The 26,765-nt window shown below is 39.0% G+C and carries 25 protein-coding genes and 1 pseudogene; 18 read left to right on the forward strand and 8 right to left on the reverse strand.

The window, feature by feature from the left end; all coding sequences use genetic code 11:
* Nucleotides 1–518 (reverse strand): annotated as a pseudogene (locus tag ABN256_RS06265) (signal recognition particle-docking protein FtsY); the annotation flags it as partial.
* Nucleotides 519–746: 228 nt separating this feature from the next.
* On the opposite strand from ABN256_RS06265, the gene rsmD reads away from it, so the two are divergent.
* A complete protein-coding gene (gene rsmD / locus ABN256_RS06270) occupies nucleotides 747–1,331 on the forward strand; it encodes a 16S rRNA (guanine(966)-N(2))-methyltransferase (protein WP_196554867.1) in 585 nt (194 codons plus the stop codon).
* 17 nt (nucleotides 1,332–1,348) lie between these two features.
* The gene (locus tag ABN256_RS06275; protein ID WP_072069814.1) at nucleotides 1,349–1,645 is read left to right on the forward strand and encodes a DUF1145 family protein; all 297 of its coding nucleotides are present in this window, start codon (nucleotides 1,349–1,351) and stop codon (nucleotides 1,643–1,645) included.
* An 80-nt stretch (nucleotides 1,646–1,725) separates the two neighbouring features.
* Here ABN256_RS06275 and ABN256_RS06280 read toward each other — a convergent pair whose 3' ends face one another.
* Complete coding sequence (locus ABN256_RS06280) at nucleotides 1,726–2,112, reverse strand: DUF2500 family protein (protein ID WP_196554868.1); 387 nt, start codon at nucleotides 2,110–2,112, stop codon at nucleotides 1,726–1,728.
* A 147-nt stretch (nucleotides 2,113–2,259) separates the two neighbouring features.
* On the opposite strand from ABN256_RS06280, the gene ABN256_RS06285 reads away from it, so the two are divergent.
* Entirely contained in the window at nucleotides 2,260–2,886 is a 627-nt protein-coding gene (locus ABN256_RS06285; RefSeq protein WP_349439269.1) for a lysoplasmalogenase, read from the forward strand.
* 180 nt (nucleotides 2,887–3,066) lie between these two features.
* Entirely contained in the window at nucleotides 3,067–5,451 is a 2,385-nt protein-coding gene (locus ABN256_RS06290) for a zinc/cadmium/mercury/lead-transporting ATPase (protein ID WP_196554870.1), read from the forward strand.
* A gap of 89 nt (nucleotides 5,452–5,540) precedes the next feature.
* On the opposite strand, the gene tusA is transcribed toward ABN256_RS06290, so the two are convergent.
* On the reverse strand, nucleotides 5,541–5,795 hold the full coding sequence (gene tusA / locus ABN256_RS06295) for a sulfurtransferase TusA (protein WP_069368408.1): 255 nt from the start codon (nucleotides 5,793–5,795) through the stop codon (nucleotides 5,541–5,543).
* Nucleotides 5,796–6,000: 205 nt separating this feature from the next.
* Here tusA and ABN256_RS06300 point away from each other — a divergent pair, with 205 nt between their 5' ends.
* Nucleotides 6,001–6,672, forward strand: a complete 672-nt coding sequence (locus ABN256_RS06300) for a 7-cyano-7-deazaguanine/7-aminomethyl-7-deazaguanine transporter (RefSeq protein WP_196554871.1) — start codon at nucleotides 6,001–6,003, stop codon at nucleotides 6,670–6,672.
* Between the two features lie 47 nt (nucleotides 6,673–6,719).
* On the opposite strand, the gene ABN256_RS06305 is transcribed toward ABN256_RS06300, so the two are convergent.
* Nucleotides 6,720–7,163 (reverse strand): hypothetical protein, encoded by a 444-nt coding sequence (locus ABN256_RS06305; RefSeq protein WP_196554872.1) that lies wholly within the window; start codon nucleotides 7,161–7,163, stop codon nucleotides 6,720–6,722.
* A 242-nt stretch (nucleotides 7,164–7,405) separates the two neighbouring features.
* On the opposite strand from ABN256_RS06305, the gene ABN256_RS06310 reads away from it, so the two are divergent.
* Nucleotides 7,406–8,509: a glycerol dehydrogenase gene (locus ABN256_RS06310; RefSeq protein ID WP_349439270.1), complete on the forward strand. Its 1,104-nt coding sequence runs from the start codon at nucleotides 7,406–7,408 to the stop codon at nucleotides 8,507–8,509.
* A gap of 59 nt (nucleotides 8,510–8,568) precedes the next feature.
* Nucleotides 8,569–9,714, forward strand: a complete 1,146-nt coding sequence (locus ABN256_RS06315) for a phosphoenolpyruvate-utilizing N-terminal domain-containing protein (protein WP_196554874.1) — start codon at nucleotides 8,569–8,571, stop codon at nucleotides 9,712–9,714.
* A 190-nt stretch (nucleotides 9,715–9,904) separates the two neighbouring features.
* On the opposite strand, the gene glpC is transcribed toward ABN256_RS06315, so the two are convergent.
* Genes glpC through glpA form a run of 3 tightly spaced genes read right to left on the reverse strand, consistent with a single transcriptional unit; the run spans nucleotide 9,905 to nucleotide 14,050 of the window.
* Complete coding sequence (gene glpC, locus ABN256_RS06320) at nucleotides 9,905–11,098, reverse strand: anaerobic glycerol-3-phosphate dehydrogenase subunit GlpC (protein WP_349439271.1); 1,194 nt, start codon at nucleotides 11,096–11,098, stop codon at nucleotides 9,905–9,907.
* Complete coding sequence (glpB, locus tag ABN256_RS06325) at nucleotides 11,095–12,402, reverse strand: glycerol-3-phosphate dehydrogenase subunit GlpB (RefSeq protein WP_196554875.1); 1,308 nt, start codon at nucleotides 12,400–12,402, stop codon at nucleotides 11,095–11,097. Before glpB ends, glpC begins: the two co-directional genes overlap by 4 nt.
* Nucleotides 12,392–14,050, reverse strand: coding sequence for an anaerobic glycerol-3-phosphate dehydrogenase subunit A (glpA, locus tag ABN256_RS06330; RefSeq protein WP_176694719.1), 1,659 nt, complete (start codon nucleotides 14,048–14,050; stop codon nucleotides 12,392–12,394). The genes glpB and glpA overlap by 11 nt, the downstream gene beginning before the upstream one ends.
* A gap of 380 nt (nucleotides 14,051–14,430) precedes the next feature.
* Here glpA and glpT point away from each other — a divergent pair, with 380 nt between their 5' ends.
* The 6 genes from glpT to ABN256_RS06360 all read left to right on the forward strand — a co-directional run bounded on the left by glpT (nucleotide 14,431) and on the right by ABN256_RS06360 (nucleotide 19,929).
* Complete coding sequence (glpT, locus tag ABN256_RS06335; protein ID WP_349439272.1) at nucleotides 14,431–15,783, forward strand: glycerol-3-phosphate transporter; 1,353 nt, start codon at nucleotides 14,431–14,433, stop codon at nucleotides 15,781–15,783.
* 134 nt (nucleotides 15,784–15,917) lie between these two features.
* On the forward strand, nucleotides 15,918–16,997 hold the full coding sequence (glpQ, locus tag ABN256_RS06340) for a glycerophosphodiester phosphodiesterase (protein WP_072069825.1): 1,080 nt from the start codon (nucleotides 15,918–15,920) through the stop codon (nucleotides 16,995–16,997).
* Nucleotides 16,998–17,300: 303 nt separating this feature from the next.
* Nucleotides 17,301–17,858, forward strand: coding sequence for a LemA family protein (locus ABN256_RS06345; protein WP_197269588.1), 558 nt, complete (start codon nucleotides 17,301–17,303; stop codon nucleotides 17,856–17,858).
* Nucleotides 17,859–17,894: 36 nt separating this feature from the next.
* Nucleotides 17,895–18,968: a hypothetical protein gene (locus tag ABN256_RS06350; protein WP_340894948.1), complete on the forward strand. Its 1,074-nt coding sequence runs from the start codon at nucleotides 17,895–17,897 to the stop codon at nucleotides 18,966–18,968.
* Between the two features lie 8 nt (nucleotides 18,969–18,976).
* Nucleotides 18,977–19,519 (forward strand): LemA family protein, encoded by a 543-nt coding sequence (locus tag ABN256_RS06355; protein ID WP_349439273.1) that lies wholly within the window; start codon nucleotides 18,977–18,979, stop codon nucleotides 19,517–19,519.
* Nucleotides 19,516–19,929, forward strand: a complete 414-nt coding sequence (locus ABN256_RS06360; protein ID WP_196554878.1) for a hypothetical protein — start codon at nucleotides 19,516–19,518, stop codon at nucleotides 19,927–19,929. Before ABN256_RS06355 ends, ABN256_RS06360 begins: the two co-directional genes overlap by 4 nt.
* A 46-nt stretch (nucleotides 19,930–19,975) precedes the next feature.
* Here the strand turns inward: ABN256_RS06360 and epmA are convergent, their stop codons facing one another.
* Complete coding sequence (gene epmA, locus ABN256_RS06365; protein ID WP_196554879.1) at nucleotides 19,976–20,953, reverse strand: elongation factor P--(R)-beta-lysine ligase; 978 nt, start codon at nucleotides 20,951–20,953, stop codon at nucleotides 19,976–19,978.
* Nucleotides 20,954–21,898: 945 nt separating this feature from the next.
* Between epmA and frdA the strand changes: the two genes are divergently transcribed.
* From frdA to ABN256_RS06390, 5 genes are all read left to right on the forward strand, one after another.
* Entirely contained in the window at nucleotides 21,899–23,695 is a 1,797-nt protein-coding gene (gene frdA / locus ABN256_RS06370) for a fumarate reductase (quinol) flavoprotein subunit (RefSeq protein ID WP_196554880.1), read from the forward strand.
* On the forward strand, nucleotides 23,688–24,425 hold the full coding sequence (locus tag ABN256_RS06375) for a succinate dehydrogenase/fumarate reductase iron-sulfur subunit (protein WP_109409210.1): 738 nt from the start codon (nucleotides 23,688–23,690) through the stop codon (nucleotides 24,423–24,425). Before frdA ends, ABN256_RS06375 begins: the two co-directional genes overlap by 8 nt.
* Nucleotides 24,426–24,439: 14 nt before the next feature.
* Nucleotides 24,440–24,832: a fumarate reductase subunit FrdC gene (frdC, locus tag ABN256_RS06380; protein WP_036933153.1), complete on the forward strand. Its 393-nt coding sequence runs from the start codon at nucleotides 24,440–24,442 to the stop codon at nucleotides 24,830–24,832.
* A 14-nt stretch (nucleotides 24,833–24,846) separates the two neighbouring features.
* On the forward strand, nucleotides 24,847–25,206 hold the full coding sequence (frdD, locus tag ABN256_RS06385; protein WP_023583699.1) for a fumarate reductase subunit FrdD: 360 nt from the start codon (nucleotides 24,847–24,849) through the stop codon (nucleotides 25,204–25,206).
* A gap of 331 nt (nucleotides 25,207–25,537) precedes the next feature.
* Complete coding sequence (locus tag ABN256_RS06390; protein ID WP_196554881.1) at nucleotides 25,538–26,677, forward strand: Fic family protein; 1,140 nt, start codon at nucleotides 25,538–25,540, stop codon at nucleotides 26,675–26,677.
* Nucleotides 26,678–26,765 lie beyond the last annotated feature (88 nt).

Raw genomic sequence — 26,765 nt, forward strand, 5'->3', positions numbered from 1 at the left:
GCTTGGCGCTGGGCTTCTTCTTGCGCAAGGCGTTGAGTTTCAGCTTCTTGAGCTAGACGCTCTTGTTCGATACGTTGTGCTTCTAAACACTCTTGCTCTGCTTTCAGCTCTGCTTTCAGCTCTGCTTGGCGCTGGGCTTCTTCTTGCGCAAGGCGTTGAGCTTGTGCCTCTTGAACCAGACGTGCTTGTTCTGCATGCTCAGCTTCTAGACGCACTTGTTCTGCATCTATTTCTGCTTGGCGTTGTGCTTTTTCTTGTGCTAAACGTTGTTTTTCGGCTTCCTGTGCCAATCTATCTTGCACAACACGTTGCGCTTCTTGGCGCTCTACTTCTAAACGTTCTTGCTCCGCTTTTAGTTCTGCTTGGCGAACAGCTTCTTCTTGTGCTTCTTTTGCCAAACGTTCTTTTTCTAAACGCTCTTCTTCTAAGCGTTGCTGTTCTTTCTCTTGCTCAATATTTTCTTCTTTGTTACGCCCAAAACCGAGCCACGAGAAAAAACCTTTTTTTTCTTTTGCCATTAGCTACTAAACTCCTCGCACTAAATCATGGCGCGATTACATTGACGATATTGAAAATAATAATGAAGTCTATCATTTGATCATGGATAAACGCATCTTTTATACGAATTTTATGGTAAATTATTCCGGATTAAATCAAGGGAAGTCATCAAGATATCAATAGACACATATCCCTTATTCAAAAAGACACTCCAGAAATCACGTTTAAACGATATAAATCAAAATAATATGGCCAAAAAACCACAAAAAGCCCCAATGGGACAAATTAGAATAATTGGGGGTAAATGGCGTGGTCGTAAACTTCCTGTTCTCGATAGTCAAGGATTACGACCAACAACCGATAGAGTGAAAGAAACGCTCTTTAATTGGCTTATGCCCATCATCCAAGATGCTCGCTGTCTCGACTGCTTTGCAGGTAGTGGTGGCTTGGGAATTGAGGCCCTTTCTCGCTATGCTCGTGAAACGACTTTTATCGAATATGAGCGCCCTGTTGCTCAACAAATTACTGCAAATTTAGCCTTACTAAATGCTGATAATGGACATGTTATTCAAGACAGCGCATTATCCTTTCTCGCAAAACAAGGCACGCCTTATAATGTGGTTTTTTTAGATCCTCCTTTTCATAAAGGCATGTTGTCTGACACTGTCCAATTATTAGAAAATAACGGTTGGTTAGCACAAGATTGCTATATTTATATTGAGGAAGAAGTTAAAGCACAGACTTATACACTGCCAATCAATTGGACATTGCATAGAGAGAAGATCGCTGGACAAGTTGCGTATCGCCTCTATATTCGCAGTTTATCTGCTTAATTTTTTATGGAGTTGTTATGTTAATCTTTTTTGGCCGACTTTTAATGGTCGGCGTTTGGGGCTTTCTATTTTTAAATATTATTTCCCCTTTTCCTAAGCCATTAAAATACTTTATGGATATTGCATTGATTTTTATGGTAATTATGCATGGTTTACAAATTGTCATGTATAAAGCAGGTCAGCCTAAAGATCAAAAACCTTCCACTGGATTACAATTTCGTATTTTCTTCTTTGGTATTTTTGAATTATTAAAAATACAAAAAGAGCTACGAAAAGAATACGAAGAAAAACAGAAAAATAAAACGAAACAATAACTGTCATCTTCGTATATCCTCGCAATTATCTGGGGTTACCCATCAACCCCAGAGGTTGCCAATCTTATAAACACTTTCGCTTATTTATTATTTTGCTCATCGATTGGCATATCTGTTTCAAATTGTACAAAACGACTGCCCTGCATAAACAAACGTCCTTTCATTTCAGGTTCGATATTTTGATAAGATGATTTATCAATATTCAAGACCAAATCTTTACGTTCATCAGTGGTTAAACGAAAGGTCACTTGATAATAATAAGTTGTTTCTGGGCCATTCACGTCATTTTCTCTTGAGCGTCGTTCATTTGCCGCAATTTCTTTTTTATCAATGACTTCAACCATATAAAGTTTTACAGGTGAGTTATCGTCACTTATTCGTTGTTTTCGCTGTTCAAAAAAACGATAAGTTGCCGATGCGATAATAATGATCAGTACTGCAATACCGATAATCGCTGCTTTATTCATTACATTAATTCCTATCGTTATATAGATTAAAAAGCAGTGTGCTTTATATTATTTTAATAAGTCTGTCAGTTTCGTCATTAACCGCTATTCTTAAATTAAGCTTTCTGTTATGAATAATAAAACAGTTCTGAATATAAGGAAGATATTATGAGTTGGCCTTTTCTCGCAGTATTATTCTCAGGATGGCTTTATATTGATGCAGCATATCGTGGGCCGAATTGGCAACGATGGTTATTCCGTCCTATCACGTTACTTCTTTTATTACTTTGGGCATGGCAAGTTCCTGAACACAATATTAATAGTTACCTGATTGTCGGTGCGTTATTAGCAACACTACTTTCTGATGTCCTAAGAATATTTGATGGTAAGTATTTACTACCGTCTTTCGCATTGATTTTTCTAAGCTACATACTTTATATGGTGAGTTTTTTACTACCATTACAGCTCTCGTTTTATCTTCCTTTACTTGGATTCGTTATTCTTGCTTTCATTATCATTCTAGCTATTGTTTGGACTAAGCTCGATAAATTAGCCATTCCAGCCTCTCTAACTTTATTAGCTGCATTTGCTATGTTTTGGATTGCTGGTGAAAAATTTTTCTACTTAAGCAATGATTACAACTTATCAGTGATGATAGGTTCATTATTGTTAGTGATTGCTTACTCAATATGGCTAATCAACCGCTTCCGCTTCTCATTTTCGGCTTCTAAAGGGCTTGTCAGTGCCTGTTATTTTATTGGGCATTTCTTTATTGTTAGAGCCTTATTCCTTTAGTTTTCATCAACCCCTTGATTTAAATCTTTAAATCAAGGGGTTAGATTTCTAATTTAATTCGCACTTTTTGCCAATTATTTTCTGTCACATACCTTGACTCTGGACTCTACTCCAAGCTGTAAAGTACTTATCAAATAAATGTCTTTAGAACTTTACTTCGTTGAACAAGGAGAGCCAGTTATGACTAAACATGCTCATCAACACGATAATCATAAACATACCGATGCTTGTTGCTCAAGTTCTCAATGCTGTTCAGGCCACTCAGAGAATAGTACGCACTCACATACTGAAAGCGGGCATTCTCATACCAAGATAGATAAAAGTGATCCTGAATGCGAGGATGAGCATCACCACGGGCACTCCCACGAACATGATCATAGCCATAATGGGCATAACCATGCTCATGGAAGCTGTGATATCAACGCCCCTGTTTCTAACATTGAGCCAGAAAAAGTTGCACAACAACGCTTTAGCTGGAAAGTACAAGGAATGGATTGCCCAAGTTGCGCTCAAAAAATTGAAACCGCGGCACTCAAAGTCACAGGCGTAAAGCAAGCAAAAGTGCTTTTTGCCACTGAAAAACTGGTTGTTGATGCGGATAGTGATTTACGTGCTGATGTCATTGCTGCAATTAACAGTGCAGGCTTTGAGCTTTTTGACCTCTCCTCACCCCAATCTCAAAAAGTCGCTAAACAAAGCTTCTTAAAAGAAAGTTCATTTGTCATTGTCTTGGCACTTTTAATGGTGATTAGCTGGGGTACTGAATTTATTGATCCTCAAGCAGGTCGCGCAGCCTTTATTGCAACAACCTTAATTGGTTTATTCCCCATTGTGAAAAAGTCCTTACAACTTATTCGCAGTGGCACACCATTTGCTATCGAAACATTAATGAGCGTTGCTGCAATTGGTGCACTATTTATTAATGCTACCGAAGAAGCAGCAATGGTTATTTTGCTGTTTATGATTGGCGAAATGTTAGAGTCTTACGCTGCAGGCCGTGCTCGTCGTGGTGTAAGTGCATTAATGGCACTAGTGCCAGAAGAAGCAACATTAGTCAAAGACGGCAAAAAACAAACAGTTCCTGTTGCGCAACTTCGCCCTGGCGATATTATCGAAATTGCCCCAGGTTCTCGGTTGCCAACGGATGCAGAATTAGTCAGTCCATTTGCAAGTTTTGATGAAAGTGCATTAACGGGTGAATCCGTACCAGTAGAGCGTTTACAAGGCGAAAAAGTGGCTGCTGGTTGTTTATCTGTTGATAGATCAGTCCAAATGAAAGTGGTCTCTGAACAAGGGCAAAATGCTATCGACCGTATTTTGCAATTGATTGAAGAAGCTGAAGAGCGCAGAGCTCCAATTGAACGCTTTATTGACCGCTTTAGCCGTTACTATACACCTGCGATTATGCTGTTCTCTGCGCTGGTTATTATTGTTCCACCACTGTTGTTCTCACAACCTTGGGAAACATGGATTTATCGCGGCTTAACGCTATTACTGATTGGTTGTCCTTGTGCTTTAGTTATCTCAACACCCGCAGCAATTACTTCAGCATTAGCGGCAGCAACTAAGCGCGGAGCACTGATCAAAGGTGGCGCAGCATTAGAACAATTAGGTACAGTTAATACTGTCGCACTAGATAAAACTGGCACATTAACAGAAGGGAAACCTCAAGTTACTGATGTTGTGGCTGAAACCGGATTTAATGAAAAAGATATCCTAACTTTTGCATCATCCGTAGAAATTGGCTCTCATCACCCATTAGCAAAAGCTATTATCAATAAGGCGCAAGAAAACGGTGTACTTGTTGTTGAAGCTGAAGATCGCAAAGCTTTAGCGGGCAAAGGAATTGAAGGTTATTTAAATAGCCAACATATTCTAGTGAGTGCGCCTTCGCAGTTATCAGAAGCCACGTCACTCTCTTCTCAGTGGCAACAAGAAGTTGCGCGTCTTGAAGACGAAGGCAAAACCGTTGTTGTCGTATTAAAAGAGAGTCAGCTTATTGGTGTTATTGCTATGCAAGATACCTTACGCAATGATGCTGTCGAATCAATGAAGTTATTGAAAGAGATGAATATCAATGCCGTAATGCTAACGGGTGATAATCCAAGAGCAGCCGCGGCTATTGCGAAAAAACTAGGTATGGATTTCCGAGCAGGATTACTACCTGAAGATAAAGTCACTTCAGTAATGGAAATCAGCAAAACACATAACACCATGATGGTGGGCGATGGTATCAATGACGCACCAGCAATGAAGGCGGCAACCATTGGTGTTGCAATGGGAAGCGGTACTGACGTTGCGCTTGAAACTGCTGATGCTGCCTTGACGCATAACCGTTTAACGGGCTTGCCTGAAATTATTAAGCTATCTCGTGCTACTCGTAAAATTATTCGTGAAAATATTACAATAGCACTGGGCTTAAAAGCCATATTCTTAGTGACCAGCTTATTAGGTATAACTGGGCTTTGGGTTGCAGTTCTTGCTGACTCCGGCGCAACAGCACTGGTTACTGCCAATGCAGTAAGACTGTTAAGAGTCAAAATTAACGCCTCACATAAAGAGTAAGCACGCTAAAATAACAAAACCCAAACCTCAGTTAATCTGGGGTTTGGGTTATTTTTTAGCGCAAAGATAAGCAATATTTACAGCATAAATTACAGATTGCTCTCTTTTTTACGGATCAAATAGCGATAAGGTGCAGATTCAGTCTCTTGATTTAATAAATCATGTTCCATAAAACGGCAAAAGCCGGGAATATCACGCACTGTGGCAGGATCATCCGCAATCACTAAAAGTGTCTCACCTAATGCCATATTTCTTATGGTTTTACGCACTAACATTACTGGCTCAGGGCAACGTAGGCCTAGCGTATCTAATGTTTTAGTTGCATCGTCAAATTGAGCATTCATTCTATTAACCATTTTTCTTACACTGACAGATGCCATTATTATATCTCTCTTTCGTGTTCACATCACGGCACATTAAGCACAAAGGTATTCCCTCTAACCTTTGCTTTTGTTGCGCAACAGGCGTATTATGCGCATCCTCTCATTGAAGAGATAAATCACTGTTTTATTGGGTTCCCTCACCCCAATCACTAAAAAGGTACAATTTATGTATACGTTTACTCCCCGCCAAAAAGCGGTGGCGCTATTATGGCTTTCTTTGTTCCACATCCTGATAATTACATCCAGTAACTATCTTGTGCAGTTACCTATCTCCATTTTTGGTTTCCATACCACTTGGGGTGCCTTTACTTTTCCGTTTATTTTTCTGGCAACAGATTTAACGGTTCGTATTTATGGCGCACCACTTGCCAGACGCATTATTACCGCTGTTATGCTCCCTGCATTAGCGATTTCTTACCTGATCTCAACGCTCTTTTTCCAAGGAAGTTGGCAAGGCTTTGCCTCACTCACTGATTTCAACATCATGGTGGCAAGGATCGCAACAGCAAGCTTTATGGCTTATGTGCTAGGTCAAATAATGGATGTGTCTGTCTTTAATCGTTTAAGACAACAACAAAAATGGTGGGTAGCACCAAGTGCAGCGATGTTCTTTGGTAATTTACTCGACACACTCGCCTTCTTCTTTATTGCCTTTTACCGTAGTACAGACGCATTTATGGCGGCGAATTGGGTAGAAATTGCATTGGTTGACTATGTGTTTAAATTGACCATTTGTATGCTGTTCTTCTTGCCTGCATATGGTGTTTTGTTGAATTTTATTTTGCGTCACTTTTTCGCACAAGAAAATAAAAAACAAGATTACGTGGAAGTTCACTAATAAATTCTCTCATTCTCTCTATTGAGAATGAGAGAATAAATAAATCATCAATTTGTTGTTTTTTTAAATGTCATCAATATTTTTATGCACTTATATCCTATATGGTAACCAATTGATGTAATAGCTTTTGCTAACGATGATGTTTGAGGTGTGAATACTTTCTTTTTACAGTCACTGGTTAATGTCATATTTCCTGTTTCATTTGTTTTACCATTAAATCCAGCGACTTTTATATTCAATCTATTTGCCATATATTGCGCACTGGAACATCGCCCTCCCATTGCACTATAACAAGATTGCAGTATTAACATGGTTGAAGTATTAGATACCGCAGAAATATGTTTATTTATTTCTTTAACATAATCGTCCATCAAACCTGTTGAAACAGACATTGAGATAAATCTAGATTTACTCTCACTCTCAACTATCGTTAATTTCTTTAAATGTGCAAAAAATGGAGCACCATGCCCTAGAGCTTTTATTTGATTCATAAGACCTTCTAATAATATTGACGAATACGCCAATATTATTTTTTATTTAAAATAATTTTTCATACAAAAAAAGCCTATTTTTCAATGAACGTACTATTTTTATTAAAATATTTATATTCTTAATTAATATCACAGCATATCAAGTATGATGGAGAGACAATAAGAGTATTATTGTCACTCACGCATTAATACATCACATACAGATTTTCTCTCGTTTCACCAATAAACAGTAGGAGTCTATTATGTTAAAAGTTATTCAATCTCCCTCTAAATATATTCAAGGGCCTGATGCGTTGTACCATATTGGTAAATATGCGAAACCTTTTGGCGATAGAGCACTGATTATTGCCGATAAATTTGTCATGGAGTTAGTCGGGAGTACCGTTAAAGACAGTCTGTCTCAATACGAAGTAAATGGGCATTTCGAGCTGTTTAATGGTGAATGCACACACAACGAAATCAATCGGTTATCTGAACTCGCAAAAGCACAAGCCTCGCTTGTGATCATCGGCGTTGGTGGTGGTAAAACACTCGATACCGCCAAGGCTGTTGCTTATAAATGCCAGCTCCCTGTCGTGATATCCCCTACCATTGCCTCCACTGATGCGCCAACCAGTGCCCTTTCTGTCATTTATACAGAGCTCGGTGCATTCGATAGCTATCTATTTTACCCAACCAACCCTGATGTGGTTGTTATGGATACCAATGTTATCGCTTCTGCGCCTGCCCGTTTATTAGTTGCAGGTATGGGTGATGCTTTAGCAACTTACTTTGAAGCAAGAGCCTGTAGCAACGCACAAAAACAAACCATGGCAGGTGGTAAATCAACACTTGCAGCGCTTGCTTTAGCTGAACTTTGCTATAACACCCTTTTAGAGGATGGCTATAAAGCAAAACTTGCAGTAAGCCGAGGTGTTTGTACAACGGCAGTCGAAAATATTATCGAAGCCAATACATTTCTAAGTGGTATTGGTTTCGAAAGTGCAGGCCTTGCTGCTGCTCATGCTATTCATAATGGATTTACTGCGCTAGAAGAGTGTCACCATATGTATCATGGCGAAAAAGTTGCCTTTGGTACATTAGTGCAATTAGTGTTAGAAAATAGCCCATTAGAAGAATTAGAAGAATTTCTCGACTTCTGTATTTTAGTGGGATTGCCTGTCACCTTAGAAGAATTAGGTATCAATGCCACAGGTGATGAGCTGAATGAAAAAATCATGGCAGTGGCTGAGTTAAGTTGTGCTGAAGGTGAGACAATTTACAACATGCCATTTGATGTTGATTCAGATAAAGTTTACGCCGCAATTTTAACTGCCGACCAATTAGGACGGGAATGGCTTTATTAAAGCCTGAGTAAACAGGGAGTGTTTATCTCCCTGTTTGCATTTACAAAAAAGGGTGCTTTATGGTCAGTATCGTATTAGTTTCAAAGAGCCTTACGCTTGCCAATGGTATTAAAGAACTCGTTAATCAGACTGTAGATCGCCAAGTAAAAATTGCCATTGCGACCAATAATCAAACACCTTTAGATCTCACAAATGAAGTATCTCCAGAAACTATACTCACAGCAATCAAAAAGTGTTATAGCAAACAAGGTGTACTCGTTTTACTTGATACTTATCATTCAGCGCAAAATGCCGCACTTGCAATCGCGAATCTAGAGCATGCCATTGCAGCTAACGTCGCATTAAGCTCTGCCCCTATCGTTGAGGGAACACTAGCGGCAGCCAATAGCATTGCGCTCGGTGCTTCTCTTGAAGAAGCAGAAAAAGCAGCACATAAAACCATTACGATAAAGAAACTTCAATTAGGAGAAAATCTCCCTAACTTTAACATTCACCCCAAAAATACTAATTACGAACCTGTCAGAACTATAACCGCACCTGTTTGGCTATACCCTTATCATCGTTTCGTGATCCCTCGTAAAGAAATATCCGCTCACTTATTACTTGAAGAGCAAAAACGTCTCGTAAAAGCCATTGAGCGCTCCAAAAAGGATATAGACTGGTTAACCGAAGAAACCTATCGCAAGATTGGCGAGCAATATACTCATATTTTTTCTAGTCATCGTTTCTTATTAGAAAATGCAGAATTACAACTAACAGTGTGTAGCATGATAAGTAAACATCACTGTAATGCTGAGTTTGCCCTACAACAGACATTTATTGATTTAATAGATACTTATGCGCAAATGGATGATGATAATATGCGTGCCAGAGAAAGTGATTTAGATGATATTTTATCTCGATTACTGCGCTATTTGACGTCAGCACCACCACCAATGACGCCGCCTCCCTATCCAAATGCTATTCTAGTGACAAAACAACTTCATCCCTCCACATTAATTGCACTTGATACCCATAGAATTAAAGGAATTTTATTAAGCCATGGGAATCCACTATCTAACACAACTTTATTAGCAAATGCATTAGATATCCCCATTATTAATGAGGCCGGAAAACAGGCATTATCGCTGACTAATGGGCAAAATATCACACTTAAAAAAGTCCAAAATATTTGGCTTTACCAAAATACCTATATCTCTCATTAAAAAATAAAAATATTTAAATAACCTGTGCTCCACAATATCAGGTTATTTAATTTCCTTATTTTCTTATATTCTTATATTTCACATGTTTTTTTATTAAAAATAAAAAAAGGGAATAAAAGATCCTCTTTTACTCCCTAGCTGCTTGTTATCTTAGTAATCAATTACTTTTTTATTATCGGATAGGCAATACTTATAATGCTCTTGCCAATAAACTAATGGGGTGCTCACATTTTTTCGTTGTTGACATCTCAATTTGCCATTTACAGGTTTCGCAGTCTGTAATAACGAGATCACATCCACTCTCTTCAATTTGACGGAATAAGCCCGCCCCAATACCTTGAGCAACATCGTAGTTTTCAGATTTAAAACCATAAGTTCCGGCGATACCACAGCATTGAGAATCAAGAACAATCACCTCAACACCAGGGATACGTTTAATTAAATCAATGGAATATGCCGTCCATCCCATTTTTTCCATATGACAAGGAGTGTGATATGCCACTTTTAACGGGGTATGTTTCAGTGGTAATTCACGACCATCTTCCAGTAAGCGATAAATATAACGTGTCGCTAATTCGATATTTTCACGTACTTTTGATGTATCAACATCAAGGATATGTTCATACTCATCACGAATAGTGAAAGTACAGGTTGATGATGTTGCAACAACAGGAATATTGTTTTCAACAATTTTTTCTGTCAGAGATTCAAGGTTCACAGCGGCTTGTTTTTTGGCTTGTTTAACAAAACCATTCGCAATTAATGCAACACCACAGCATTTTTCACGTTTTAATAACTGAACACCAATATCCATTTTGTTGAATACTTTAACTAAATCTTTCCCTAATTGTGGGTGGTTATAGTTAGCATAACAACCATGGAAGAAAGCAACTTGATCTTTAAAGCGTGCCTGCTCTTCAGCTTGTTTTTTCATCCATGTTCTAAATGTACCAAAAGAGTATTTTGGTAATTCACGACGATGGTCGATTTTAAGCGCTTTATCCAAGATTTTACGGACTGGTTTTAATCCGGTAATAGTATTTACTATCGGCGCCATTGGTGTGGATAATGTTCCCATTAAATCCGTATGACTTAAAATAGCATCACGAATTTTAGGTGTTTTGGTATTGTAGTTCAGTTTCGCTCGCGAAATGATATCACCAATTTTTACATCTGACGGACATGCAACTTCACAACGCTTACAGTTAGTGCAATATTTCAATGCTTCATCATAAAGCATCGGATCTTTTAAGCGTAAACGCTCACCATCAGGACCTGCTTGTTTAGGACCAGGATAAAGTGGATTTACTTTTGCAACTGGGCAGTAAGTGGTACAAACTGTACACTTAATGCAAGCTTCAAAACTGTTATCTTGTAAACTCATTGTGCTGCCTCCACAACCGCAGATGTGGTCTGTTCTGATTTATGATGCTGTAAAATTTGTTGCGCGGCATAAAGAGCACTAATCATTGAAACACCAGCACCACAGCCTTCATTTAGCGGATCAAATCCACCTAACACAGCACCCACAGCATAGACATTGTCTAATACTTCACCATATTTCATGGGCCTTAATTGGCTATCGGTATTAACACCAAAGCGCATATAGGGCTGTTTCGCAAAGACATTCTCTTGCGTCCACTCATTACGAGGTAATACCTCTAACAAATCCAGCTCCATTAAAGGCTCATAAACACGATCGAACTCGGCAATTAAGCCATTATTGAAAAAACTACCCGTTGCTAATACCACATGCTCACTACGAATAGGAATATCAGTGTGATTTCTAGTGTGAACGCCTGTAACAGTGTTACCCACTAAGTCAACTTCCTCTGCGCGATCACCTGGCATAATTAAACCGCCCGCTTTTTGAAAACGCAGTTTTAATGCTTGATGTAGACGAATTCCTAATAGAGAAGGTGGCAATGTTGGTAATAGACAAATCGGTTTACCTACTAACTGTTGCAGTAATGTCACAGGCTCTTCAGCATCAAGCCCAATACATGCAGGTAAAATAATCGCCTCAGCACTGTCGTCAACATGCTTTTTCAGTTCGTCAGCTAACGCTTGTGTGTTTTCAGGTTTATCTAAATAACGCGCAATATTAACTGCTCTAAATTCACTTGGATTATCACGCAATCTATCTAATAACGGTAAGTGGATATGATAAGGAATTGCTTCAACACCTTGCTCATTAAGCGTATTGCTTGCAAATTGAGGTTGAAAATCTAAGAAACCTTCAATTCCTACCACGGCCAACTTTTTCCATGGTAATGCTTTATCAATACCATGAATAGGAACTCGCTTTGGACTCATCCAACTCATACGAGAGCGCCCTACTGGCGTAATACGATAATGGTTTTCATCACCACTACCTTGATACTCAAGACCACTTGTACTTGCCAACAATGCCTGAGCTTGTTCAATTAAAGTTGAAACTTGAATTTCACCAATACGGCTATAAGGGTGTTTTGGCGCTAACTCTGCTAACGTTGCCAGAGCTTTTTTAGGCTGAGTCACCGCTGTTCCATCAGGAAGATGAGTTAATAAATCCAGTGAACCTGATGAAAAATGCAACGCACTTTGACCATTACTAATGATTGCACAAGACTTACCGGCTTCGGCAAGACGAATACCCGCAGTTAACCCTGCCAGTCCGCTACCTATAATGATGACGTCAAATTTCATTATCTGCCTCCGCTGAAGCTGTTTTTTCAATCATATCTGCATCTAAACCACATAAACCTTGATAAACCCAACTGGTAAACTCACTTTCACGTAATGCATTGCCCCAAGCAATTGGTCGAATACCTTTCCAACGCTCATTCAAGAAATGAGCAAGTTGCTGCTCTGATTCGTGAGGAGTAGTAACTTGTAAACGGTTTAATAATCCAGCAGCACGACAAGCACAAAGTTCACCTTGGCAAGTTCCCATACCCACACGAGTACGACGACGCAAATCAAGTAAGTTATTAACTGTTAAAGAGTTAACCGCATAGCGAACTTCGGCCGCTGTTACCGCTTCACATTCGCATACTAAGCTTTTATCAATACGTTCATTGCTCAGTAATTTATTCGCTAAATCACCATGGCGATAAACCGCTGAACCACGAATTGGTGCAGGTAATGAAACAACGCTACGTAATGCTTGCTCCGCAGATTGGCGAGAGCCAGGTAATGCTTCTTCTGCAGTGGTACATTTCGCAGAGACATTTAATTTCTCACATATTTTATCTGTCGCCCATTCGGCCATTAAACGGTAAGTCATTAATTTACCGCCCGTAATGGTAATAAAGCCCTCTAATCCATCACGTTGCGCATGGTCGAGTAAAACAATACCACGGCTAACATTACGGCCTGATGGATCATCATCACTTGCCACTAAAGGACGTACACCAGCATAAGCACGTAGAATTCGAGTTTGAGCCAGTTTTGGCGCTAACATTGAACCTTCACGAATAAGAATATCGACTTCTTCAGGAGTGACATACATATTGTCAATTTCATCGTAAGGTACACGTGTTGAAGTTGTACCAATTAATGAAATCGTATCGCCAGGCACTAAAATATCGGCATCGGCAGGTTTACGACAACGATTGATCACCATATTGTTAATGCGATGACCTAAAATCAGTAATGCACCTTTTGCTGGGAACATTCGAACTTTTAATTCACCGTATTCAGCAATTTTTTGTCCCCAAATACCGCCAGCATTCGCCACAATTTGTGCGCGAATTTCATACATTCTTTTCGTTTGATGATCGTAAACTTTGACACCTTTAACACGGTCACCTTCACGAATAAGACCAACGACTTCATGATAAGTCAGGACTTGTGCGCCATGTTCGCGAGCATCTAACATATTTGCCGCGGTTAAACGAAAAGGATCGACTGTGCCATCAGGTACTTTAACTGCACCGATTAAATTCGGGTTAACAGAAGGCTCTAAGCGAATAGCTTCTTCGGGTGAAATAGCTTGAGCATCAATACCTGCTGCTTGGCAAGATTGAATAAAAGTCTGTTGAAACTCTAAAGAATCTTCAGGCAGGGTAATAAAAAGGCCATCCGTCTTTTCTACACAATGACGAGCGACCCGTTTTAAGATCATATTCTCTTCAATACACTCACGTGCTGACTCAGGATCGGTTACTGCATAACGCGCACCACTGTGTAACAACCCATGATTTCGACCGGTTGCACCGGTTGCAATATCGTGTCTTTCTAGCAGAACGCAACGTAATCCACGGCGTGCACAGTCTCTTGCCATGCCTGCACCGGTTGCTCCTCCGCCAATAATAATGACATCTGTTTCTGTCACTGGTGAACCGCTCATCATAGAGATGCCCTCTCACATTACATTCAGCAAACGCTTAATTATTCTTTAGCGTTAATTATAGTGTATAAGATACACAAAAAGTGTGGTTAATGTTTGATAATGAGCAAAAACGAAAGAGAAACGCTCACGAGTGAAAAATTAAAACCACATATGTGATACTAATCACAAATTATTTAACAAAAAGTATTTGATAAAGTTAACATATCACTCAAAATTGCACATCTTGAAAAATTATTCGACAACTGAGTAATACCTCACAGTAAATTTGATTGTATAAGTTTACTATTAAGTTCGTTAAAGAAAATTTTTTGATAATTTCACTGTTCGTTTTGTCATTATTTAATATCAACATATTAAAATAAAAGCCATCGGAGGCTAATATGTTAAGTCTGTTTAGACCTGCGCCACATAAAGCGCGTTTGCCAAAAGAGCAGATAGATCCTGTCTATCGTCGCCTACGTTGGCAGATCTTTATGGGGATTTTCTTCGGTTATGCTGCTTATTATTTAGTAAGAAAAAACTTTGCGTTAGCAATGCCTTACCTCGTAGAAGAAGGGTTTTCTAAAGGTGACCTAGGTTTTGCTTTATCAGGGATCTCGATTGCTTACGGTTTCTCTAAGTTTATCATGGGCTCATTCTCTGACCGCGCTAACCCTCGTTATTTCTTACCAGCAGGTCTTATTTTAGCGTCTCTAGTGATGCTATTTATGGGCTTTGTACCATGGGCAACTTCGAGCATTATGATAATGTTCGTTCTGTTGTTCCTTTGTGGTTGGTTCCAAGGTATGGGTTGGCCTCCTTGTGGACGTACCATGGTGCACTGGTGGTCACAGAAAGAACGTGGCGGTATCGTTTCGATTTGGAACTGTGCACATAACGTTGGCGGTGGCTTACCTCCATTACTGTTCTTATTAGGTATGGCGTGGTTTAACGACTGGAAAGCAGCGTTATATATGCCAGCATTTGCCGCGATCTTAGTTGCTATGATTGCATTCGCATTAATGCGCGATACCCCTCAATCATGTGGTTTACCTTCAATTGAAGAGTACAAAAACGACTATCCACCTGATTATAAAGAAACTGACGAACAAGAACTGACTGCAAAAGAAATCTTTATGAAGTATGTGTTCCCTAACAAACTTCTGTGGATGATTGCGATTGCGAACGTGTTCGTTTACTTACTGCGCTACGGCGTGCTGGACTGGTCACCGACTTATCTGCGTGAAGTAAAACACTTTGCAATGGATAAATCATCATGGGCTTACTTCTTATACGAATACGCAGGTATTCCGGGCACACTGCTGTGTGGTTGGATGTCGGATAAAGTGTTCAAAGGTAACCGTGGTGCAACAGGTGTGTTCTTTATGACCTTAGTAACTATCGCAACTATCGTATTCTGGATGAACCCAGCGGGTAACCCGAATGTTGATATGGCGTGTATGTTAATCATCGGTTTCTTAATCTACGGCCCTGTTATGTTGATTGGTCTGCATGCCCTTGAGCTTGCACCGAAAAAAGCAGCAGGTACAGCAGCCGGCTTTACTGGACTATTCGGTTACTTAGGTGGTTCTGTTGCAGCGAGTGCTATCGTAGGTTACACCGTTGACTACTTCGGCTGGGATGGCGGCTTTATGGTCATGATCGGCGGTAGTGCACTGTCTGTTGTGTTATTACTTATCGTGATGGTTACTGAAACCAAACACAAACGTGAAATGCTTCAGAAGTACGAATAATCGCTAACTGATTATTTATGAAATTGATTAAATCTCATCTCTAAAAACCAAGCCACATCCGTTATTTGATGTGGCTTTTTTATTGCCAACTGTACATAACATTATTGTACGTAGAATTAAAATGGAGCAGCTTTATGAGTACATCTTTTAGACTAAAACCGTTAGTTGCAGGCGTTCTTTTAACTCTATCTTTAAGTGCAATCGCACAAGCGGCAAGTGATAAAGTCGTTATCGCTCACCGTGGTGCAAGTGGTTACTTGCCTGAACATACGCTTCCTGCTAAAGCATTAGCGTATGCGCAAGGTGCAGATTATCTAGAACAAGACTTGGTGATGACCAAAGATAATGAATTGGTTGTCTTACATGACCACTATCTTGATCGTGTAACAGATGTGGCTGAGCGTTACCCTGATAGAGCAAGAAAAGACGGTCGCTACTATGCTATCGACTTTACGCTTGAAGAGATCAAAGGACTGAAATTTACCGAAGGCTTCGATATCGTTGACGGTAAAAAAGTCCAAAGTTATCCAAATCGTTTCCCGATGGGGAAATCTGATTTTCGTGTGCATACCTTCCAAGAAGAAATTGAATTTATTCAGGGTTTAAATAAATCTACGGGTCAAGACATTGGTATTTACCCTGAAATTAAAGCCCCTTGGTTCCATGAACAAGAAGGTAAAGACATTACCACCAAAGTACTAGAAGTGCTTAAACAGTACGGTTATACGAAAAAAACCGATAATGTTTATCTGCAATCATTCGATGCTAACGACCTAAAACGCATCAAAACAGAATTGATGCCAAAAATGGGCATGGACTTAAAACTTGTTCAGTTAATTGCTTATACCGACTGGAATGAGACTTATGAGAAACAGCCCGACGGCACATGGACAAACTACAGCTATGAATGGATGTTTAAGCCGGGTGCAATGAAAGAGATTGCCACTTATGCTGATGGAATTGGTCCTGATTACCATATGTTAGTGGAAGAAAACTCAACGCCAGAAAAAATCACCTTAACCGGTATGTCTGCTGATGCCCATGCTAATAAACTGACTATTCATCCGTTTACTGTTCGTATTGATAAACTTCCTAAATACGCAAAAGATGGTGACCAGCTTTATGACATTATTTATAACCAAGCAGGCGCTGAAGGTGTCTTTACAGACTTCCCTGATTTAGGGGTTAAGTTCTTACAAAAACAAGCCAAATAATTCATCGCATTTTATTTACACCCTAAATAATTCAAGGTGCAGCTAGGCGACAAGTGAACGAAACGCTAGGAGCATACATGAGTATGTGACTAGCGCGAGTAAACGGCGTCAACAACGCTGCAACTTGAAGTATGACAAGTATTTTACTCTTTCTTTTGAAAGAGTAGGCTATTTGCGCCCTTTCTGATTGTATATTTCTTCATCTTTCTTTAAGTTACTCTAATAATTTAATTAAAAAACCAAAATAACTTTTTGAGTTAGCTATTATCATTTCTTAAATATTGATTAAAAGAAGGGATCACAATGACAATAATGGCCATTATTTTACTCGTTCTTATCGTTCTTTTTATTAGTTGGGGTATTTCAATTTATAATCGTCTTATTGCGACGCGTAACCAAGTCAGTAATCAATTTGCGAATATTGACGTTATTTTAAAACAACGAGCAGACCAAATTCCTCAATTAATGGCTGTAGCTGAAAAAGCCATGGAGCACGAAAAAAGTGTATTTATTGCATTAAGCGACGCAAGACAACGCTACTTTAAAGCACAAAATATTAATGAAAAAATCAGCGCATCAAATGAGATGAATACCGCATTGCGTGGCATGATTGCCCTTGCTGAAAATTATCCTACGTTAATTTCAGGTGAACAATTAGCATTACTTCAAACGGGTGTTAGTGATGTAGAAAATAAAATTGCTCAACGCCGTGAAGGCTTTAATGATGCAACTACCAACTACAACACCGCAATAGAGATGTTTCCTGATAGCTTAATTGCTGGCCTTTTCCGCTTTGAACGTATGCAATTGCTAGAAATACCAAAAGAAGAAATCAAATTTGATGGTATTCATTTTAAATGACAGCAATTTAAATAACCGCATTAAGGATAGGTTACAGTGTTAATTTATTTTTTTATCGGCTGTGCTGTAGGCGTATTAATCTATTTTTTACGCAGCAAACGTACTCAAAAAAAGAAGAACAGTTTGAGTATTATTCCTTTTTTAGGGATCGCTTTTGCTGCCGGAAAATACCTGTTTTTTTCGCGAGAAACTAACTTATATCCTAGTGGCGAAGACTCCGTTGTTAATCTTATTTCTGGTATTGCGTTCTCTGTTATTTTGCTATTTGCCTATGGCATTTCAACCCATATTGCTAATATTGGTGAAAAAGCGATAAAGAATTATCATCAATTGCAAAATGAAGGAAACTCTAAATTTTCGGCACTGATAAACACTGTATTTATTAGCCTTTTATTGTTGAGTTTAAGCTTCAGCTTGTTTATTGACCAAAGATTGTTCTTTTTAAGTTTCGTTTTAATGTTCGTTTACCAAATCGTCAAAAGAACTCCTGAAAAACGTTTTTTACGCTTTCAAAAAATTCTAGCAACATCAAAGATCCGCTCTTTGGCCATTGGGCTTGTTGAAATTGAAGGTAAGATAACCGCAGGGAAAATCTTAAGTAGTCGATTAGGCCAAAAAGAGTGTTATGGCTACTTCTATTATGAATATGATATATCCACAGACAAAGAAGGCAAAAAAAGCTATCACCAAACACTCTGTGAAAAGAAGATCCATAATTTCACGATGAGCGATGATACGGGATCAATCCAAGTGCTCGCAGAAGATACTCCTTTTGTTCACCTTGGTATCAAGCCTCATCAGGATCTTGAATATAATAATAAACGTTTTAAAGAGTACATCTTAGGAGCAAACACAACGTATTTATTAATTGGTCATGCAGAGTCTATCAATGGCGAAGTGGTTATCACACGTAAAGCACCTCATTACCTACTGGGTTTATCGCCACAAGATTATGTTGTTAGTTGGAACAAAGCGCGCCCTTTTCGTCGCAACGCGACCACTATCGTTATCATTGCTCTTTTTGTTATCCTTTCCATTCTAGTGATACCAATGGATTATCAAAACGGCATACTAACGCTTTATTTTAATAATACTTCTCTTCCTTGGTAATTAATTATATGGAATGGCTTATTTTCATCATTTTTATTCTCACTTTGGTTTATTTCTTAATACGCCAATTAGTGATGATTTATAACAACATGGTGATGTTAAAGAATAATTGTTATAAAGCCTTTGCAAATATTGATGTTTTATTAAAAAAACAAGCTGATTTGATCCCCATGCTGATAGTGATTACACAAAAAGCGATGGAGCATGAGAAGGCCTTATTTGAAAAATTAGCTGAAAATAGAGATCACTATTTACGCGCAGATGTATTAGACCAAAAAGTTGATTTAGCTAATCAGTTATTACCTCAAATAAAAAAATCACTCATCATTGCTGAAAATTACCCTGAACTTATCAGTGGAAAAAACTTACACCTATTACAAATACAAGCGAAAGAACTAGAAGAATGCATAGCTGACAGACGAGAATTCTTCAATCAATCCGTGACTCTCTATAATACTGAAATACATATTTTCCCTAATGTGTTATTTACATTTATTTTTAAATTTAAAGATATCCCTCTTTTTTACCCTAGTAGGGAGGTAATATCATGATAGAAATTCCTTTTTCTTTTTTTGGTATAACGGATTGGTTTTTAAGCTTTGATGAACCTATTTCGATTATTATGTTTGCCACATTTGGCGTGCTGTTTTCTATGGCCATTATTTTGCCATTAATAAGTATCACTCCTTTAAAAAAATATATGTCGCAAATTGCTGGTGGGCTATTTAGCTCGATCTTTGTCAGCTTAATGGTCTTAATTAGCTTTAATTTAATGCTAGGCGTTAATTCTTCATTAAAACTACTTTTAATTTGGTGGGTTATTTTATTTTCGTGCATTACGTTTTGGTTTATTAATTATCGCTATATGAAAGACGTAACAGGAGATAAGTTTGCAAAGTTTCAAGAAAAAGCACTTGAAGCAGAAGAAAAACGAAGACAAAGCCGAAAATCTAAAAAATAAAAAGAGAGCCTTGGCTCTCTTTTTTAATCTTCATCGATAGGTGAGCTTATGCTCTGTAAACAGGGAATGCAATCACATCACTAAGACGATCGACACCAAGCGCCAACATAATGAGACGATCAACACCCAAAGCAACACCAGAACACTCTGGTAATCCTGCTTCAAGGGCAGCTAAAAAGCGCTCATCAATAGGTTGCTCAGGTAATCCCATTGCCACTCGCTGGCGATTATCACGTTCAAAGCGATGGCGTTGTTCTTGCGCATCTGTTAGCTCACGGAATCCATTTGCTAACTCCACACCTTTAAAATAGACTTCAAAGCGCTCTGCAACACGGTGATCTTCTGAACTAATCTCAGCCAATGACGCTTGTGACGCAGGGAAATGATAGATAAAGGTTGGTTTTTCTAAACCGATATGTGGCTCAACTCCAGAGACAAATAACAACTGAAGCAGTGTATCTTTATCTTCCTCAGTATCTGCAATATTTGATAAATCTAGTTTTGCTGCCACTTCTCGTAATTTTTCTTTATCAACTGATAAAGGATCGATATCAAGATAGCGCAAGAATGCTTGTTGATAAGAGAGTGATTCTGACGCTTCACAATCTAACACTTCTTGCAATAAATCATCGACTTCATTCATCAACCGGTACATATCAAAACAAGGACGATACCATTCTAGCATCGTAAATTCCGGATTATGATATCTACCGGCTTCCTCATTACGGAAGCAACGCCCCATTTGATAAATAGGCCCACTGTTTGCCGCTAATAAACGCTTCATGTGATATTCAGGGCTTGTCATCAAATAAAGTTTTAGCCCTTGTGAAGCACCTGGCCCGACAAATTGAGTTTCAAATGGGAAAAGATGAACATCGGTAACGGTAGCCTGACTCATCATAGGTGTTTCAACTTCTAACACACCACGATCAGCGAAAAAACGCCTAATATTACTGACTATTTTCGCCTTTTTCAGTAAGTTGGCGATTGAGGCGCTTGGCTGCCAATCCGCGATATCACTCATGAACAAAAAACTCCAACAGAAAACAAAGCGTGCAGTTTACTCGCATCCTCTTCAACAGACAAATTTCTCCCTAATTAAAGAGGCGTTTCATTTTATGTTTATTCATTATCTTTATAGTTTTTTAAGTAAAAACACATAAGACAAATAAATGTAATTCTACAAAACATCTACTTTAAGGTACTTTTTATCGTCGAAATAAACATCAATCCAATGCACCAGAGGCAACTCTTTAGCTATTATTTTATAATAATAGTAAATTGTAATAATTCTTTTTCTCAATTGCGAATAACAATAATCTAACACAATGCTTATATTTGAATAGCCAATCTCATTTTAACTTCAACGTTAACTTTCTATTTAAATTTGCGTATTTTGACGAGTATTAAAAACCTTTAGAAATATTATTAATATTTTATTAACAATTAACAAGACAAACCGATTTGTTTTAGATAAATAGTAAAAAATTTATTTTAATTTTCAGAATGACTTTTTATTAATTTAAATTACCTAAATGAAAGACATAAACATTTACTCTTTAAAATCAATAAATAACAAAAAAACCTTGTCATTTTCAATTAAAGTTATCTATACTTTAAAAACGGATTATTCATTACTATTTATAATTTTCAATTTAAAAAAATATATTCTATTTTATCTTCAAGTTTCTCTGGGCTCTTATTATCAAAACCCAGAATTCTTGGCGTGGATCACACTTTTTTTGCGAAATACGGGAAAACCATCATTCATATCAAATTTCGGTGCCCTACATTTCGTTATACTAAAATTACAGTCAATGATAATAAAGATGTTATCAAGCGCAGTCACAAGGCAGTGAAACAATTTCGTTACGGATAGCTTAAAAAAATAGCATTACAAATTAATAATGTCAGTGAATTGAATTCTAGACAATTATTCCAATTTTCACTTGAACAATGGAGAAGCGCAGTGCAAACCTTTAATGCCGATATAGCGATAATCGGAGCCGGGGGCGCAGGCTTACGAGCAGCAATAGCTGCCGCGGAAGCGAATCCTCAACTGAAAATTGCTCTGATCTCAAAAGTTTACCCAATGCGTAGCCACACCGTGGCAGCAGAAGGTGGATCAGCAGCAGTGACTCAGGCTCACGACTCCTATGATTTCCACTTCAATGATACCGTTTCAGGCGGTGACTGGTTGTGTGAACAGGATGTCGTAGATTACTTCGTTGAGCATTGTCCAACAGAGATGACTCAACTAGAACTCTGGGGCTGTCCTTGGAGCCGTAAAGAAGACGGGTCAGTCAACGTCCGACGTTTTGGTGGGATGAAGATCGAACGGACCTGGTTCGCAGCCGATAAAACCGGCTTCCATATGCTACATACCCTGTTCCAAACATCCTTAAAATACCCACAGATTCAACGTTTTGACGAACACTTTGTTCTCGATATCCTTGTTGATGAAGGTCACGCTCGTGGTCTTGTTGCTATCAATATGATGGAAGGTACGAAAGTTCAAATTCGTGCAAATGCTGTCATTATGGCAACCGGTGGTGCTGGACGTGTTTATCGTTACAATACCAATGGCGGTATTGTAACGGGTGATGGTATGGGTATCGCTTTACGCCATGGCGTTCCACTGCGTGATATGGAATTTGTTCAATATCACCCAACCGGCTTACCAGGCTCAGGTATTCTGATGACTGAAGGTTGTCGTGGTGAAGGTGGTATTCTGGTCAATAAAGATGGCTATCGTTATCTGCAAGATTACGGCCTAGGACCAGAAACACCATTAGGCAAACCAGAAAATAAATACATGGAATTAGGCCCTCGCGATAAAGTCTCTCAAGCATTCTGGCATGAGTGGCGTGCAGGCCGTACTATCAAAACTCACCGTGGTGACGTTGTTCATCTTGACTTACGTCATCTGGGTGCGAAAAAACTTCATGAACGTCTGCCATTTATTTGTGAACTGGCAAAAGCGTATGTGGGTGTTGACCCAGTTAATGAACCAATCCCTGTTCGTCCTACTGCTCACTACACTATGGGTGGTATCGAAACCAACCAACAAACAGAAACGCGTATTAAAGGTCTGTTTGCAGTAGGTGAATGTTCATCTGTTGGCTTACACGGCGCTAACCGTTTAGGCTCTAACTCACTGGCAGAACTGGTTGTATTTGGTCGCCTTGCGGGTGAAGAAGCGGTTCGTTGTGCTCAAGAAGCAGCACCTGCTAACGCATCAGCATTAGATGCTCGTACTCGTGACATTGAAGATGGCCTGAAAAAACTGATGAACCAAAAAGGTTCTGAAAGCTGGTCTCAAATTCGCGATGAAATGGGTGAATCAATGGAAGAAGGTTGCGGTATCTACCGTACACCTGAGTTAATGCAAAAAACCGTTGATAAACTGGCTGAATTAAAAGAACGTTTCAAACGTGTTGAAATTAAAGACACCAGTAGCGTCTTTAATACAGATTTACTGTACAAAATTGAGCTTGGCTTTGGTTTAGATGTCGCTGAATGTATGGCTCATTCTGCAATCAATCGTAAAGAGTCTCGTGGTGCACACCAACGTCTTGACGAAGGTTGTACTGAGCGTGATGACGTGAACTTCCTGAAACATACTCTGGCGTTCTATAACCCAGAAGGTGCCCCTCGTTTAGAATATAGCGATGTGAAGATCACTAAGTCTGCTCCTGCTAAACGTGTCTATGGTGGTGAAGCGACTGCACAAGACAAGCAGAATAAGGAGAAAGCGAATGGCTGATGACATGAAGCACATTAAAATGGAAGTCATGCGCTATAACCCAGAAACTGACGAAGCACCTCATTTCGTCACTTATGATGTTCCTTATGATGAGCAAACCTCATTACTGGACGCATTGGGTTATATTAAAGACAATTTAGCGCCTGATCTTTCTTACCGTTGGTCTTGCCGTATGGCGATTTGCGGCTCTTGCGGCATGATGGTCAACAAAGTACCTAAATTGGCTTGTAAAACCTTTATTCGTGAATATCCAGACGGCGTAAGAGTTGAAGCTCTAGGTAACTTCCCAGTTGAGCGCGACCTCGTTGTTGATATGACTCACTTTATCGAAAGCTTAGAAGCGATTAAACCTTATATCATCGGTAATGATCGTAAGCCTTCAGAAGGTCCGAATAAACAGACTCCTGCTCAAATGGCAAAATACCACCAGTTCTCTGGTTGTATCAACTGTGGCCTTTGCTATGCAGCATGTCCTCAGTTTGGTTTGAACCCAGAGTTTATTGGTCCAGCAGCGATTACGTTAGCTCAACGTTATAACACAGATAGTCGCGACCATGGGGCAAAAGAGCGTATGCCTCAGTTAAATGGTGAGAACGGTGTCTGGTCTTGTACCTTTGTTGGCTACTGTTCTGAAGTCTGTCCAAAACATGTGGACCCTGCTGCTGCTATTCAGCAAGGTAAAGCAGCCAGCGCGCAAGACTTTGTCATTGCGATGCTGAAACCACGTTAAGGAGGAAACAAGACATGACAACAAAACGTAAGCCTTATGTTCGTGGCATGCAACCAAACTGGTGGACGAAACTCGGTTTCTATCGTTTCTATATCACCCGTGAAGGTACTTGTCTTCCACAACTTTGGTTCAGTCTGGTTGTACTGTTTGGTGTATTCGCACTGAAAAATGGACCAGAAAGTTGGGCAGGTTTCGTTGGATTCCTGAGCAACCCAATTGTAATGCTGATTAACATTGTGACTCTTATTGCAACAGTATTCCACACTGCAACTTGGTTTAAACTTGCACCAAAAGCTGTGGTTATCGTTGTTAAAGATGAAAAAATGCCTCAAGAGCCTATTGTTCGTGGTTTTTGGGCTGTCACTATCGTTGTTACTGCCGCTATTCTGGCAGTGGCGTTAATGTAACCCAGGAGGAAATAATGAATCAGAATCAACTTCCTAAGCGCTCTGATGAACCTATTTTCTGGGGATTATTTGGTGCAGGTGGTATGTGGAGTGCGATTGTTTCTCCAGCAATCATCATCCTGCTCGGTATCCTAATCCCTATGGGTATTGCGCCAGAAGCATTTACTTATGAACGTATTATGGCATTTAGCCAAAGCATTATTGGCCGTCTGTTCTTACTATTGATGATCATTCTGCCAGTTTGGTGTGCATTACACCGTATTCACCATACTTTGCATGATTTTAAAGTGCATGTACCTGCAAGCAAATGGGTATTTTATGGTGGTGCTGCGATTATCAGTGTTCTCGCTATCATTGGCGTATTTACACTGTAATTGATTAATATGTAAGATAAAAAGCCACTCAATGTGAACTGCACCCCAAAAGTTGGGCACCAACTTTGGGGTGTTTTTTTATGGGTAAAATTCAGGTTTAACTGGCTAGATCTCATTTTATATTTACTAGGATTTGGTCTTTTTAACTCGGTCTTAATTCGTTAGGTATTGAAATACATTATATATTCTTCTATCCCTCCGAAATCCTTAGCCACACAATAGGCTATATCACAGTTATATCACCACAATACCGTAGGCAAAAATTTTTTAATTACATCTATCTTATTAAAGCATGCTTTAATAACACTAACCACAATAAAAGGATTTTTTAATGAAACGCACATCAGGACAATTTATCGAAACGCATAGCTATGCTGAAACAGTTAAAGCTTTTATACCAGCGCCTTTACCACCCAAGATAGATCCCACATCGTATTTAGAATCAAATAAAAAAGCTGAAAATTCTTTAGCAAAACTATCTGGTATATCTGGACTCGTTGCTTCTAGTCAGTGGCTGGTATATAGCGCTATTCGTAAAGAAGCTCTACTAACTTCACAGTTGGAAGGTACACAAGCAACGTTAACTGATATCTTTGATGAAGAAGCAGGACTTACTGTTGTAAATATTGATGATGTTGAAGAGGTGACTAATTATCTGCAATCATATAAATTTGTTAATAATGAGCTTAACTCACCATCAGGTTTACCTGTTTGTATCCGCCTACTTAAACAAGCCCATCGGATCCTATTATCAAGTTCTCGTGGCGCAACAAAACAACCTGGAGAAATAAGGACAACACAGAACTGGATTGGAGGAACTAGACCCGGTAATGCTTCTTATGTCCCTCCTCCACCAGAAAAAGTGGATGAGTTACTGTCTGATCTGGAAAAATTTATTCATAATTCTTCTCCATCATTACCGCCATTAGTGCGTATTGCATTAGTACATGCTCAGTTTGAAACTATTCACCCATTCCTTGATGGTAACGGACGCATTGGCCGCTTGTTAATTGCCATGCTTCTTGAAGAATGGCAATTACTGAAAGAACCTCTTTTGTATGTATCAGGCTATTTAAAAAGGCATCAGCAATACTACTATCAGTGCTTAACAGATATCAGAAACGATGGTAATTGGGAAAAATGGGTAACATTTTTTCTTGAAGCCGTATGTTTTTCAGCAGATGAAGCACAACAAAATATTATAAAAATTGCGACATTATTTGCTAATGATAGAAAAAAGCTCCTCTCAATGCATTCAACATCCGTGCATACTATTCGCCTATTTGAATATTTGCCAACAATGCCAAAACTCACTGTAGAGCGAGCAGTTGAGCTTCTTGATGTGACTTATCCAACAGCAAATACCGCAGTGAAAAATCTGGTTGAAGCAGAAATTTTGACTGAAACATCAGGTAAAGCGCGACATAGAAGTTATACCTATAATCGCTATGTGGAACTTCTTCGAGATTAATAAATATTGTGGCTATATTTAACAGTGATACATCTTATTTTCGGCCAAAAGCCACTCAATGAGTGGCTTTTTTTATATCGGATATTCA

The organism is Proteus sp. fly-1008 (assembly GCF_040140305.1).
GTDB classification, from domain to species: domain Bacteria; phylum Pseudomonadota; class Gammaproteobacteria; order Enterobacterales; family Enterobacteriaceae; genus Proteus; species Proteus vulgaris_B.